The sequence below is a fragment of the Novosphingobium kaempferiae genome (assembly GCF_021227995.1).
Lineage (GTDB): Bacteria > Pseudomonadota > Alphaproteobacteria > Sphingomonadales > Sphingomonadaceae > Novosphingobium > Novosphingobium kaempferiae.
Map to the genome: position 1 here is coordinate 1,112,874 of NZ_CP089301.1, position 13,136 is coordinate 1,126,009.

Here is a 13,136-nt window from a genome sequence, read left to right on the forward strand (position 1 = left end):
GAAAATCGGATATTATCCCGTATTTTCATACCAATAGACAGAAACCGTGTGACCTTCCACATACGCTTTCCGAACGGGTCCGTGCAACCTCGAGCCCGAGATTGCCCGAATCCCGCTCTGTAGGAAAGCGCCCCTCCTCTCAGCTTCCGCCGCCGAAGCCCACCAGCAGCTTGGCGCTTTCGGGCACGCGCGTGCCGAAGGCGTCGCGCGCCGGGGTCCAGCGCACGATCTCGACCGCGAGGCCGCACAGCTCCTTGTCGAACGCGGGCGAAACCGATCCCGGGTCCATCTTGCATTCGGTCGTGTTGCCCTGCTCGTCGACCTGGAAGTTGAGGTCGTGGCGGCTGAACGACTGGCGGCGCAGCTGCGTGTCGTAGCGCTCCTTCAGCTCGGTCAGCGCGTGGTTGAACTCAACGAGGCTGGCGTCATCCCAACGCGGCTTCTGGCGCAGGCTGGCGAACTGCTCCTCTGTCACCAGCGGCCGCATGGCCCGGATGACGCCGTACCAGCGCATGATGCGCGCGATCTGGAGCGGGGACTGGCGGTCGATGGTCGTCTGGCAGGTGCCGCCGATGGGATCGGCCTTGGCGCGCAGCAGCGCCTGCGCGGCGGGCCAGCGGTGATAGGCGACCGCCCAGGCGAGCGGCGTCAGGCCGAACAGGTCCGGGCGATCGATCGCCTTGGGATCGCGCTCCAGCAGGATGCCGATGTCGTGGATCGAACCGCGCCGCGCCGCCGCGCCGAGCCCGTGCTCCATGCGCGCGACGCCCAGTTCGGCGAAGCCATAAGGCTGCTCGATGCCCGCATCCGGGTTCTCCGGCAGCGTCGGCGCCGGGCCGGCTTTGTCCACCGCGCGGCAGACGTCGGCATAGGGATAGCGCGGGTCGGCCAGCATCGCGGCGTTGTAGCGGCGGCCGAAGCCGGTCAGCGCGTCGTCGGGCTTCTGCTGCCCGCCCTCGACCTTGCCCTCAGGCACGAACGCGACGGCGCGCACGGTCCAGGGCGAGAGGCCACCGAGCATCCGGCACTGCACGCCGTAGGCCTCGGGCGAGATCCCGGTCGCGGTCGTCGCCGCGATCAGACGGTAGTCGCCCGAATCGAGCGCCTTATGCGCTTCGGCAACGGCATTGGCGTTGCCATCCTTGAGCTTGCGGCGCAGCGAGATGTCGCTCTTGCGCAACTGCGCGAGGAACTTGGTATCGGCGCGCAGATCGCCGCACTGCGTCACCGCAGCCCCCTCGACACCGAGATTGCCCTTGGGCGCATCCTTCGAGCAGGACACCGCGCCGAACGCCCCGAGACACAGGACCGTGGCCGTCAGAAGCCGCTTGCCGATCAAGACCTATCCCCGAATGGAACCGGACGCCAAGGCGGCGCCAATGAAGCTGGCGCGAATAGCATAGCCGCGCGCCGTTGGAAGAGTTTATCCGCCGGTTCCTCCCCGAGCTTGTCTCGGGGAGGTGGCAGCGCGGAGCGCTGACGGAGGGGGAATGACGCTAGGTCCGGGGGAGGAATTAGCAGCCTCCGTCCTCTTCCGGCGCGTCCACCCGCATCGCCACCGAGGCAAGGCTCTCCGCCTCCAGCAGCAGGTCGTCGTCCGCCGCGCCCGAGGGCAGGCTCTCGCGCCCGATCATCGACAGCGCCGGGACCGACAGCGGGCTGATCCGGTCGAGCACCACATGGTCGACCTCCTTTGCCGCCCGGTCGAGCACGTCGGCCACCCGGCCAACGTCGGTCATGCGCGCACGCGCATCGGCCCAGGCGGCCTCGATAAGCAGGTGGTCGGGCTCGTACTTGCGCAGCACATCGTAGATGAGGTCGGTCGAAAACGTGACCTGCCGCCCCGACTTGCGCTTGCCGGGTTGCTGCCGCTCGACGAGGCCGGAGATCACCGCCACCTCGCGGAACGCTCGGCGCAGCAGATAGGATTGCTGCACCCAGTCGACGAACTCGTGCGTCAGGATGTCGGGCGAAAGCAGCGCGGCGGGATCCTCCACCGGCTTCAGCCCCCAGACCACCAGCGTGTAGTCGGTCGCCACGAAACCGAGCGGCCCCAACCCGCGATCCTCCATGCGCCGGGTGACCAGCATCCCCAGCGACTGGTTCGCGTTCCACCCCTCGAACGTGTAGTAGCTCGTATAGGCGAGGCCGCGATGCGGGAAGCTCTCCACCAGCAGCCGCCCCGGCGCGGGCAGGTGCGAGCGCCAGTCCTGCACCTCCAGCCACTCGCGCACGTCGTCGGGAAAGCGCGCCCACCCCGCCCGGTCGGACAGCATCGCGCGCACCCGGTCGGCCAGATGCGTGGAGATCGGCATGCGCTGACCGGAATAGCTGGGAATCGTCGCCGAGCGCTTGGCGGCGCGCACGATCAGCTCCAGATCCTTGAGCGATTCCACTTCGAGGTCCATCCCGGCGAAGCGGAACGTGTCGCCGGGTTCGAGGCTCGCGCCGAAGCCCTCCTCCACCCGGCCGAGCGAGCGCCCGTTGCGGAAGCGCACGTCGAGCATCTCGGCATCGACGATGATCCCGGCGTTCAGCCTATGCCGCGCCGCGTGCTCGGGGTGCGTCAGCCGCCATGTCCCATCCCGCTCGCGCACGATGCGCCGGAAGCGGTCGTAGGAGCGCAGCGCGTAACCGCCGGTAGCGACGAATTCGAGCACGCGCGTGAAAGTCGCCTCGTCGATCCACGCATAGGCCAGCGAGGAGCGCACTTCGGCGAGCAGCGCCTCCTCCCGGAACGGCCCGGCGCAGGCTATGGCCATCACATGTTGGGCCAGCACGTCGAGCCCGCCGGGGCGGAACGGGTCGCCGTCGCGCTGCCCGTCGCGCACCGCCTGCTGCGCGGCGAAGGCCTCCAGGAACTCGAAGCGGTTGCCCGGCACCAGCACCGCTTCACTGGGCTGGTCGAGCCGGTGGTTGGCGCGTCCGATGCGCTGAAGCAGGCGCGAGGAGCCCTTGGGCGCGCCCATCTGCACGACGAGGTCGATGTCCCCCCAGTCGATGCCGAGATCGAGGCTGGCGGTACAGACCAGCGCGCGCAGCTTGCCCTCCGCCATCGCCGCCTCGACCTTGCGCCGCGCCTCCCTCGAAAGCGAGCCATGGTGGATGCCGATCGGCAGGTTGCCCTCGTTGGCGTCCCACAGTTCCTGGAAGATGTACTCCGCCAGAAAGCGCGTGTTGGTGAAGACCAGCGTGGTGCGATGGGCGCGGATCTGCTCGATCAGTTGCGGGATCGCCCATGTCGCCGCGTGGCCGCTCCACGGGATGCGCTCCTCGCGCGGGAGGAGGATGTCGACCTCGGGCTCGGCGCCGGGCTCGCCCTCGACCAGTTCGACGGTATCGATCTCGCCCCAGGGCGCCAGCCAGCCGCGATACTCGTCCGGGTTGGCGAGCGTGGCGGAGAGCGCGACGCGCTGCAGCGCCGGGTTGATCGCCTGCAGCCGCGCCAGCGACAGCGCCAGAAGGTCGCCGCGCTTGCCGGTGGCGAAGGCGTGAACCTCGTCGATCACCACGCGCTGGAGGCCCGCGAACAGGTCGGGTGCCTCGGGATAGCTCAGCAGCAGCGAGAGCGATTCCGGCGTCGTCAGCAGGACATGCGGCGGGCGCGCGCGCTGGCGGGCCTTGCGGTCGGAGGGCGTGTCGCCGCTGCGTGTCTCGACGCGGATCGGCAGTCCGATCTCCTCGATCGGCGCGATGAGGTTGCGCTGCACGTCGGTCGCCAGCGCCTTCAGCGGCGAGACGTAGAGCGTGTGCAGGCCCTCGGGCGGCTTGGCGCCATCAAGGCGCGAAGGGCAGAAAGCGGCCAGCGTCGGCAGGAAGCCGGACAGCGTCTTGCCCGCCCCGGTATCGGCGACGAGCAGCGCATGATGCCCCCGGTCCGCCGCCGCGAGCATGTCCTGCTGGTGCCGCCGTACCCGCCAGCCGCGCGAATCGAACCAGCCGGCGATCTCGGGCGGGATCTGCATGGCCGGGGTCGTCATGACGGGCGTTTCATTTCGGGCATCGGACAAGGCATAGCGGTACGCCGATGGAAAAGCACCGCAGTGGATGTGGTTTCCGGCTGGCGGATCGGCGCGCGATCCTACGCGTGCCTGGAGATGCCGGAGGCGGCAAGCTGCCGATCGATCTCGGCGACCAGCCGCTCCAGACCCTCCGGCGTGGCGCTCTCGGCGCGGGCGGTGAGTGCGGCCTGCGTGTGCGATGCCCGCAGCAGCCACCAGCCGTCCTCGGTGTCCACTCGGACCCCGTCAAGGCTGTTCAGGTGCGCCTCTGTACCGTTCAGTCGCGCCCTGATCTCCTCGACGACAGCGAACTTTCGCGCATCCGGAACGGCGAAGCGCAGCTCCGGCGTGTTGCACATCGAGGGTACGGAATCGCGCAATTCCGCCACGGAAGCCCCCATCCGCACACTCGCCGCGACCAGCCGCAGCGCCGCATAAAGCCCATCGTCGAACCCGAACCAGTCATCGGCGAAAAAGAAGTGCCCACTGGTCTCCCCGCCCAGCAAAGCACCGGTTTCCTTCATTCTGGACTTGATGTGCGAATGCCCGGAAGGCGCCATTTCCGGCACTCCACCGAGTTTTTGCACCGTATCAAACACCGTCCGCGAAGCCTTCACATCGGCAATCACCCGCGCCCCAGGCCGCCGCGCGAGCACATCCCGCGCGAAAATCGCCAGCAACCGGTCGGCATCGACAACGCGACCCTGCCCATCGACGACGCCGATCCGGTCCGCATCCCCGTCGAAAGCTACTCCGAAATCGAGGTTCTTCGCCGCGACGAGGGCACGCAGGTCTGCGAGATTGCTTTCGATCGTGGGGTCCGGGTGGTGGTTCGGAAACCGCCCGTCCACTTCGGAGAAGAGCAGATGGTGTTCGCCCGGCAGTCGCGAAGTCAGGAGTTCCAGGGCGGGACCAGCCGCACCATTGCCCGCATCCCAGCCGATGCGCAGCGCGGAGATGTGATCGATATCCGAAATCCCGTCGAGCAAACGCGCGACGTAGGCGGGCAGCACGCCGAGGTCCGTAACCTGTCCGAACTGTTCGGCTTCGATTCCGCCACCTGTCGCGGCAATCTGGCCCAGCGCCGTGATTTGCGGACCGAAGAACGGAGAGCCCCCAAGTACCAGCTTGAAGCCGTTGTGATCGTGGGGATTGTGGCTGCCAGTTACCTGAATGCCGCCCTGCACTTCTGGGGTTGATGCCTCGGCAAAGTAGAGCGTCGGCGTTGGTCCAAGTCCGACTCGGATGACGTCGACTCCCACCTCCGTCAGGCCCGCCACCAGCGCAGCCTCCAGTCCGGGAGAACTCAGGCGACCGTCGCGACCGACGACGACGCAGGGTCGCTCACTCCGGCTTCCACAGCCGCGCAATACGACAGCGCCGAAACTGCGCCCAACGGCATGGGCGTCGGCTTCGAACAGTGTCTCGCCGAAGATGCCGCGAATGTCATATTCGCGCAGGATCGAGGGATCGAAATGGTGTTCCGGGGCACTCATGGGCAGTGCAAACTCTGGCTATCGGGCGACGGGAAGTTGCATACAGACCTCGCCTCCATCAAGTTCTAGGTCCGTCGTGTGCCCATTGACCGAGAGATCGGCAACTACGGATCGCGTAGAATACTGGATAAGGTCGGTGGTAGTGCCGAAGGCACCATCACTTCTTCGTCGTGCAGGGCCATTCCTTGCGCGTCGCTGCGAAGACCAGTTCCGATGCAGGGGCGTTGCGGGTCTTGGGATTGTCGGCCAAGTAAGTAACCGTCGCCTTCCTAAGCTGCGCGATGGTCACGTCCTCAGGAATGCAGCTTTTGAGCTTGTTGGTCCGCCGGATCGTGTTGAAGGCGTCGATGGTACCGGTGATGTACGCGATGCATTCATAGGTATTCTCGACATAAGTCGTGCTGCCGCGCTGGGCGGTGCAGACTTTGTAAAGCTCGTCGCCCGAGTAGAAGCTGGCATAGGCAGCGACAGGCAGCAGCGCCAGCGGCGCGCCGATGGCCAGACAGACCAGCTTTATCTCCGAAAACCGGGCCAGATATCGCAATTGCATTGTGAAACCTCTCCTGCGAGTGGCGCGCACACTCATGGCAAATACCGCGTGCGTCAATCAACGCAGCGCAACGGCGCGAGTTCTCGGATCGGCAATCAGGTCCAGGAACCGAGGCGCGAACCGACTGACGGATAGGACGCGGGTGTTTGGTCGGTCAGCCAGATCAGGCGGCCATGCGCCGCATCCGGGTGAATGGCGAAGCGACCCTCTACCTCGCCGATAAGAGGCAGGCCGCTGTCGCGAAGCCGCCGCGCCGCCGCCACCGCATCGCGCACTTTGAAGACGAGGTGACGGATGCCCTTGATATCGCGTGCGTGCTGCGCGACGTCCGATCCTGCAACGCCCTCCAATGCCTCGATCACCGTGTCCCCCATGGCGAAGGCGGCACAACGCGCTTCATGTAGATCGCGCTCCCCAAGCTTCGGCCAGTCGAGCTTTCCCGCGAATAGTTCGCGCGCCTCTGCCAACGAGGGCGTGCTGACTCCGACGGCCTGCAATCCTTCGATACCGAGTGGATCGTTACCCATCGGCCGCCATTCGGAATCGCGTCGAGGATCGTTGGGCATGTCCTGCCGTACGATCTCCAGCCGAATCCCCAGCGCCTGCCCACGCGGCACCAGGAAATAGTGCGCCTCCATACCCGCGTCATAGTGCCGCCTGAATCCGCGCTCCGCGAACCATGCATCCGCCGCGGCGAGGTCCGCCACCTTGAGCGCAAGCCCGATCCAGCGTCCCGGCGCGGCCGAGCGGCGCAGCATGTCTCCCAAAGGATTGCCCTCCTCCATACCGCGCCCGGCGGGCGCGATCGGGATGACCATGGTGTCGCCAATCATCATCAGCGATTCCTCACGGTCCAAGCCCAGCCCGGCGGTCTCGGGCGTAATCAGGATCTCGTAGGCGGTCTTGGCGCCGAACACGTCGCGGAAGAAGGTGTCGCAGGCAGGGCGCTGTGCCTTGTCGGCAAGCGCCCAGCTGACGTGGACGAGAGGGAATTGCATGACTGTGTCCTCACCCGTTTTCGCTGCGGCGAGGGCGCTGCGGCAGGCGGCCTGACCCTTCGACAAGCTCAGGGTGAGCGGAGGTGGTTTAGAAACCTATCAAACCCACTCAGACTGAGCCTGTCGAAGCCCCATGACCATCCGCTGCGCTCCCCTCAATACGTCGTCGGCGCGCCCGTCCCCATGAACTTCGCAAGGTTCATGTGAAGCGAGCCGACCGAGCGTTCCATGTAGGGATTGGGCTGCGCGCCCCGGAAACCGACATTCTTCATGCCCTGCTGGACCGCTGCCATGTTGGCGAAGTCCTGCTGGAGCACCGGTGGCCAGTCGGCAGGCTCGGTGTACTCCCAGTCCGTCGAGGGTGCCTCGCCTTCGGGCCACAGTTCGTAGACGGCGGCCTCGAAGATGCACTTGTCGGGATCGGTGCCATAGGGCCGCGCCTGATAGCAGAGCATGTTGTTGACCGCGTGGCCTATCTGGAAGTTCGGGAAGATCTGCCAGGCCGTGCCTGCCTGGGCGGTGTGCAGCGGATCGACCTGCGCCCAGACGACGCCCCGCGCCGCGTCTTCCGCCTTGGCGGTCTGGATCCAGTACTTGGAGACTTCCGCCGCCGGGGTGCCCTCGGGCAGTTCGTCCTTCAGGCGATTGGCGACGCCGACCAGCGTCATTGTGGTGTTGGTGTTGGCGTTGGCCCAGGTGAAGTTCTGCATCTCCGCCGTCGTCAGGCGCGGATCCTCGCCCGCGCCGAGGCGCAGCTTGCCCGAGTCCTCCTCTTGCCCCTTGGGCGCCTCGTAGCCGATGTTGGAATGCAGGCCCTGATTGCGCGCCCAGCCGCGGAACTGGCCGAATTCCATGAATTCCGGATGCGTGGTGGAGACGTGGTAGGTCTCGCAGAAAGCTTCCATCGCGACCTTCCAGTTGCACTCGAACACCACCCACTTGCGCCAGCGCGGATGCATGTTCTGGAGGCCGTAGGGGTCGAGCATCGGCGCGGCGGGGCTGAGGTACTCGGCCAGCGGTATCGCCTCGGGATCGAGGGTGATCCACAGCCAGCCGCCCCATGTCTCCACCCGCACCTTGCCCAAATCGGCACGGCCGCCACACAAGTGGCCCTGCCAATCGTCCTGATGCTCGACATAGGTGTTCGCGCCGTCGAGCCCGAAGGTCCAGCCGTGGTAGCCGCAGATCAGCGTGCGTCGGTTGCCCCGCGCATTGCGCTGCCCCGGCGGCGTATCGACCAGCCGGCGGCCGCGATGGGGGCAGACGTTGTGGAAGGCGTGGATCTCCGTCTCCGACGCCCGCACGATGATCACCGAATCGTGGACGATGTCGAAGGTGACGAAGTCCCCCACCTCCGGGATATCCTCGACCCGTCCGGCCTGGAGCCAGACCTTGCGCCACAGGCGGTCCACCTCGGCGCGGGCGTATTCGGGGGAGATGTAGGCCTCGGCGGGCACGTTGACCGGGGCGACCAGTTCCTCGGGCGCCTGAACGATCTTGCCGAATTCGCCCATGGGTATCCTCGTTCTGCTTTGTGCGGGTTTGCGGCCGTTATCTCATTATCGGCATGAGGGAGCAAACCGCCGGGGCGTTCCTTCAAGGCGCCGCATACGCGGCCTTGCCCCTTGGAAGCGTGCCGATGGCGACGCTGCTCGCCGCCATGAAGGCCAGCGCCAGCCACAGGAACCCGCCGTAGCTGCCCGTCCGGTCATAGACCTGCGCGGCGGCGAGCGGGCCGATGGCGGTGCCGATCGACAGCGCCGCCAGCAGCCCGCCGTAAAGCCCACCGAAGTTCTTCAGCCCGAAATGGCGGGTGAGGAGGTAGACGACGACGTCGATCTCCGCCCCCAGCGTCAGCCCGATCAGCGCCGAGGCCGCGCCCATCGCCACCAGCGACCCACCGCCGAGCAGGAGCAGCAGGCACCCTGCGACCGGCAGCATGAACACCGCCGCGCCCACCAGCGACGCGGGCAGCCGGTCGAGCAGCGCGCCGGTACCCAGCCGCCCCGCCAGCGAGAACCAGCCGACGAACGATGCGATGGCCGCCGCCGTCATCGGGCTCGCCCCGGCATCGCCAAGGATCGCGGTGAAGTGGACCACCAGCGCGATCACGGTGAAAGTGAACAGCAGGCTGGCCACGAACAGCCGGTGATAGACGCTGGAAGTCAGCCCCTCGCGCAAGGTCGCGCCCGGCAGGTCGGCGGGGCGGGCCACCGCATCCTCGACGGTCTGCTTCCTGCCCTTGTCGTAGCGGCCGTGGAAGAACGCGAAGATCACCGGGAACGCCACGCCCAGCCAGATCGCCGCCTGCACCGGGAAGGCTCCCCGCCAGCCGAGCGCGCCGATCAGCCAGGTCGCCATCGGCGGGAACATCCCCGCCGCGATGGAGGCGCCGCACAGCGTCACCGCGAAGGCCATCCCGCGCGACACGGTGAAGCGCGATGCGACCGCGCTCGTCCACACCGATGCCTGCACCGGCAGCGCCGCCAGCGCGACGAGACCCCAGAGCAGATACCAGTTGAGCAGCGACCCGTCGGCGCTGCCCAGCAGCGCGAAGGCCGCGCCCAGCAGCACCAGCCCGATCACTCCGAACCGGCGCGGGCCGAAGCGGTCGACGGCAAGCCCGATGAACACTCCGCCCACCGCCTGCACCAGTGTCGCCAGCGTCAGGCCGAAGGTCACTTCGGTGCGGCTCCACCCGAATTCGGCGGCGACGGGGCCGTAGAACGGGCCGATGCCGTAGATGTGGATGACGCTGGTGGCATAACCCAGCCCCGCCGCCACCGGCAGCAGCGGATGCTTGCGCCACTCGTCGCGCGCGGAGGGAGGAGAGGCCGCGTGCATCTCAGTTCTCGTACCGCAAATCCACATGCGTGCTTTCGCCGTTCGGGCCCATCGGCGAATCGTATTCGATGCAGGTGACGACCGGGTTTTCGTGGCTGGCGAACAGTCGTTCCTCGTCCGCCTTTGTCATCGGCAGGCGCTCGGGCGCGGAAATGATCGCCTGCGAACGCTCGAAATCCTCTCGGCTATTCCACCAGATTTCCATGATGCAGTCGTAGCCCGGATCGTGGATCTGGCCGGTGATGGGGTTCTTTTCCGGCACCAGATAGCGCCGCACATAGCGCACCGCGTTCGGGATCGCGGGCTTCGCGCCGGACTTCTTCGCCAGCTGCGAGTGCTGGTTTTCGTAGTAGTCCATGAACTCGTCCATGGTCATGTCGGCGCGCTTGCGGAAGAAGCAGATCTGCTTGAGCATCGAGAGCCTCCTTAAAGACGACGCAGGGCGAGGACGCTGCCCTCGGCATCGGCGGAGAGGTAGACGGTGCCGTCGCCCGCCACGGCCACGCCGATGAAGGTGTTCATCGGCCCGCACATGTCGCCGACGCCGCCAAGCTGCACGGGCTGAAGCCCGCCCGGGCCACCCATCGGCAACTCGCTGGCGACGGTCTCGCGCGCGCCACCCGACAGGTCGCTGGCGACAAGCGCATTGGCGCCCGGATCGGCGACGAACAGCGTGCCACCGGCAATGGCGATCCCTTCTGGCCGGGCGAGACCGTCGAGCACCGTCTCCTTGCGCCCTCCCGCCAGCTTCACCACGCGCCCCGCCCCGCTTTCGGCCACGTAGACGGTGCCGTCGCCCGAAACCGCAACGCCCATCGGCCGGTCGAGCCCGCTCGCGAGTTCGCTGGCCGCGCCGCCCGCGACCGTATGGACCTTGCCGGTGCCGAACTCGGCGAAGACCACGCCGCCGGGGGTGACGGCCACGCCCATGAGCCGGTCATGGCCACTCGCCAGCACTTCGCTGGTCGCCGCCGCCGGGTTCCAGCGGGCGACGTCGCCGTTTGCGGTGGTGACGATCCATTCGCCCGGACCCGCAGCCGCCACGTCGCGGATCCAGCCGGGGAAGCCCGGAGAGAACAGCATGCCCGCCAGTTGCAGCGGTTCGCCGGGCCGCAGCAGGTACGAAAACCCGCCGTCTGCCACCAGCACGTGGCCCTCGCCATCGACCGCAAGGCCAAGCGGCCACTGCAGCCCCTTCTCCACCAGCGGCCTGGTCTTCCCCGGCGCGGTGATTTCGGTGATCGAACCGTTGATGTGGCTGACGAAAGTGCGTCCGTTCACGAAGGCGACGTTGTCCAGCCCCGGCCCGATATCGGCCAGCACCGACTTCTCCCCGGTGCGCGGGTCGATCTTCAGCACCTGCCCCGAATAGACCTGCGTGGAGACGATGTAGCCGTCCGGGTGGAACTTCACCGAATCGGGCACGCCCAGATCCTTCGCCACCACTTCCGGCTCGCCGCCGTCGAGGCCGATACGCCAGATCTCGTTCGCGCCCTGCGCCGGGAAATAGAGCTTGCCGTCCGGGCCGACCTCGAAGGCGTTGGCCATCGGCACGCCCTCGAAGATGGTGCGCGGCGCGCCGCCGTCGCGGTCCAGTTCCATGATGCGGCCGCCGATGCGCAGTTCGCCCGCGATCAGGCGGCCCCGATGGTACGTGATCGGATTCGCCACCGGCATGTCGCCGTGGATCACCCGGTACTGGCCCGAGGGCGTCATCATCGAGACGCGCCCTTCGGTGATCTCGGTGCAGTAGAGGTTGCCCGCCTCGTCGAAAGCCAGATCGTCCGGCCCGACGATGCCGCCGCCGTTGGGCGAGATCGTCTCGATCGCGCCGCTGTCCACATCGATCGCGCTGACCTTGCTGCCCGCCACCTGCGCCACGTAGATGCGTCCGTCCGCGCCGGTGCGGATGCCGTTGGCGCCGTTGAGGCGGCTGGCGGGGGTCATGCGGTGGAGCGCCCAGCCTTCCCCGGGCTTAGCGCTCATCGCATTGGCATTACGACCGGCGGCTTCCAGCATGTATACATCCCTCTCCACCGGCGCATGGCCGGGTCTTTTGCCGGACGGTATAGGCGGGGACGGGGCGGCGCAACGCGATGTACCCGTGGCGCGGGGGCGCGGGACAGGTCATCGCCCGAGCGACGTGCCCGCCGTTGCCAAGCCCCGCCGCGCACGGATATTCGTCCAGCTGACCGATAACCAATTGATGCGCGCCCCGAACCGGAACGCCGAGCACCGAATGCCGCCGTTTTCCGCAGGCGGAGGCGCTCGCCCGAGAGAGGACGCTTCACCCATGCCCCAACCTGAACTGCGTTTCGACGGCCGCGTCGCGGTAGTCACCGGCGGCGGTCGCGGGCTGGGCCGGTCCTATGCCCTGCTGCTGGCGCAGCGCGGCTGCAAGGTGGTCGTCAACGACCTCGGCGGGGCGATCCGCGGAGACCTTGCCGGCGATGGACCGGATACAAGCGTCGCGCAAAGCGTGGTGGACGAGATCGTCGCCGCGGGCGGAGAAGCGATCGCCAATGCCGATACCGTAGCCACGCCCGAAGGTGGCCGCGCCATCGTGCAGGCCGCGCTCGACGCCTGGGGCCGCATCGACGTGCTGATCCACAACGCGGGCAACGTGCGCTACGGCTCCATCCGCGACGTTTCCTACGAAGACTTCCGCGCGGTGGTGGATGTCCACCTGCTCGGCGCATTCCATGTCGTGCAGGCGGCGTTCGGGCCGATGGCCGACGCGGGCTATGGCCGGATCGTGCTGACCAGCTCGGTCGGCGGGCTCTACGGCAACGAAAACTGCGTGAACTACGGCATGTCGAAGTCGGGCATGCTCGGCCTCAACAACATCGCCGCGCTGGAGGGCGAGGCCCTCGGGATAAAGTGCAACGTCATCGTCCCTGGCGCCGTCACCCGCATGGCGGAGGGCCTCGATATCTCGCAGTACCCGCCGATGGACCCCGAAATGGTCGCCCCCGTGGTCGGCTGGCTCAGCCACGAAAGCTGCGACGTGACGGGAGAGATGATCGCCTCGATGGCGGGCCGCGTGGCGCGCATGTTCGTGGCCGAGACGGTCGGCGTCTATCGCCCGCACTGGACGATCGAGGATGTCGCTGCCGCCTCCCCCGCGTTCCACGACAAGGCGCAATTGCTGGACTTCGGGCTTCACGGCCACGTCGATCACATCGGCTACAGCTTCGCCATGGCGCGTTCTGAACCGGCCGAGGCCCACTAATCAACAACACTGTTG

Annotated in this window: 10 protein-coding genes; 1 reads left to right on the forward strand and 9 read right to left on the reverse strand. The window is 67.2% G+C overall.

Annotated elements, in window-relative coordinates:
- Positions 1-139: 139 nt before the first annotated feature.
- From LO787_RS05120 to LO787_RS05160, 9 genes are all read right to left on the reverse strand, one after another.
- Positions 140-1,339 (reverse strand): ankyrin repeat domain-containing protein, encoded by a 1,200-nt coding sequence (locus LO787_RS05120; RefSeq protein ID WP_232494772.1) that lies wholly within the window; start codon positions 1,337-1,339, stop codon positions 140-142.
- A 175-nt stretch (positions 1,340-1,514) separates the two neighbouring features.
- On the reverse strand, positions 1,515-3,980 hold the full coding sequence (locus LO787_RS05125) for a ligase-associated DNA damage response DEXH box helicase (RefSeq protein WP_232494773.1): 2,466 nt from the start codon (positions 3,978-3,980) through the stop codon (positions 1,515-1,517).
- A gap of 101 nt (positions 3,981-4,081) precedes the next feature.
- Complete coding sequence (gene pgmG, locus LO787_RS05130; protein ID WP_232494774.1) at positions 4,082-5,497, reverse strand: phosphoglucomutase/phosphomannomutase PgmG; 1,416 nt, start codon at positions 5,495-5,497, stop codon at positions 4,082-4,084.
- 157 nt (positions 5,498-5,654) lie between these two features.
- Complete coding sequence (locus LO787_RS05135; RefSeq protein ID WP_232494775.1) at positions 5,655-6,047, reverse strand: Rap1a/Tai family immunity protein; 393 nt, start codon at positions 6,045-6,047, stop codon at positions 5,655-5,657.
- A gap of 95 nt (positions 6,048-6,142) precedes the next feature.
- On the reverse strand, positions 6,143-7,045 hold the full coding sequence (locus tag LO787_RS05140; RefSeq protein ID WP_232494776.1) for a VOC family protein: 903 nt from the start codon (positions 7,043-7,045) through the stop codon (positions 6,143-6,145).
- Positions 7,046-7,200: 155 nt separating this feature from the next.
- A complete protein-coding gene (locus LO787_RS05145) occupies positions 7,201-8,559 on the reverse strand; it encodes an aromatic ring-hydroxylating oxygenase subunit alpha (protein ID WP_232494777.1) in 1,359 nt (452 codons plus the stop codon).
- Positions 8,560-8,641: 82 nt separating this feature from the next.
- Positions 8,642-9,889 (reverse strand): MFS transporter, encoded by a 1,248-nt coding sequence (locus tag LO787_RS05150; RefSeq protein ID WP_232494778.1) that lies wholly within the window; start codon positions 9,887-9,889, stop codon positions 8,642-8,644.
- Between the two features lies 1 nt (position 9,890).
- Complete coding sequence (locus tag LO787_RS05155; RefSeq protein WP_232494779.1) at positions 9,891-10,304, reverse strand: EthD domain-containing protein; 414 nt, start codon at positions 10,302-10,304, stop codon at positions 9,891-9,893.
- Positions 10,305-10,315: 11 nt separating this feature from the next.
- The gene (locus LO787_RS05160) at positions 10,316-11,875 is read right to left on the reverse strand and encodes an NHL repeat-containing protein (RefSeq protein ID WP_232494780.1); all 1,560 of its coding nucleotides are present in this window, start codon (positions 11,873-11,875) and stop codon (positions 10,316-10,318) included.
- 307 nt (positions 11,876-12,182) lie between these two features.
- On the opposite strand from LO787_RS05160, the gene LO787_RS05165 reads away from it, so the two are divergent.
- Positions 12,183-13,121: an SDR family NAD(P)-dependent oxidoreductase gene (locus LO787_RS05165; protein ID WP_232494781.1), complete on the forward strand. Its 939-nt coding sequence runs from the start codon at positions 12,183-12,185 to the stop codon at positions 13,119-13,121.
- Positions 13,122-13,136 lie beyond the last annotated feature (15 nt).

Coding starts and splice junctions, on each gene's coding strand:
- LO787_RS05145 (WP_232494777.1), bottom strand. CDS start 8,559: ATGGGCGAATTCGGCAAGATCGTTCAGGCGCCCGAGGAACTGGTCGCC.
- LO787_RS05135 (WP_232494775.1), bottom strand. CDS start 6,047: ATGCAATTGCGATATCTGGCCCGGTTTTCGGAGATAAAGCTGGTCTGT.
- LO787_RS05160 (WP_232494780.1), bottom strand. CDS start 11,875: ATGAGCGCTAAGCCCGGGGAAGGCTGGGCGCTCCACCGCATGACCCCC.
- LO787_RS05155 (WP_232494779.1), bottom strand. CDS start 10,304: ATGCTCAAGCAGATCTGCTTCTTCCGCAAGCGCGCCGACATGACCATG.
- LO787_RS05150 (WP_232494778.1), bottom strand. CDS start 9,889: ATGCACGCGGCCTCTCCTCCCTCCGCGCGCGACGAGTGGCGCAAGCAT.
- LO787_RS05165 (WP_232494781.1), top strand. CDS start 12,183: ATGCCCCAACCTGAACTGCGTTTCGACGGCCGCGTCGCGGTAGTCACC.
- LO787_RS05140 (WP_232494776.1), bottom strand. CDS start 7,045: ATGCAATTCCCTCTCGTCCACGTCAGCTGGGCGCTTGCCGACAAGGCA.
- pgmG (WP_232494774.1), bottom strand. CDS start 5,497: ATGAGTGCCCCGGAACACCATTTCGATCCCTCGATCCTGCGCGAATAT.
- LO787_RS05125 (WP_232494773.1), bottom strand. CDS start 3,980: ATGACGACCCCGGCCATGCAGATCCCGCCCGAGATCGCCGGCTGGTTC.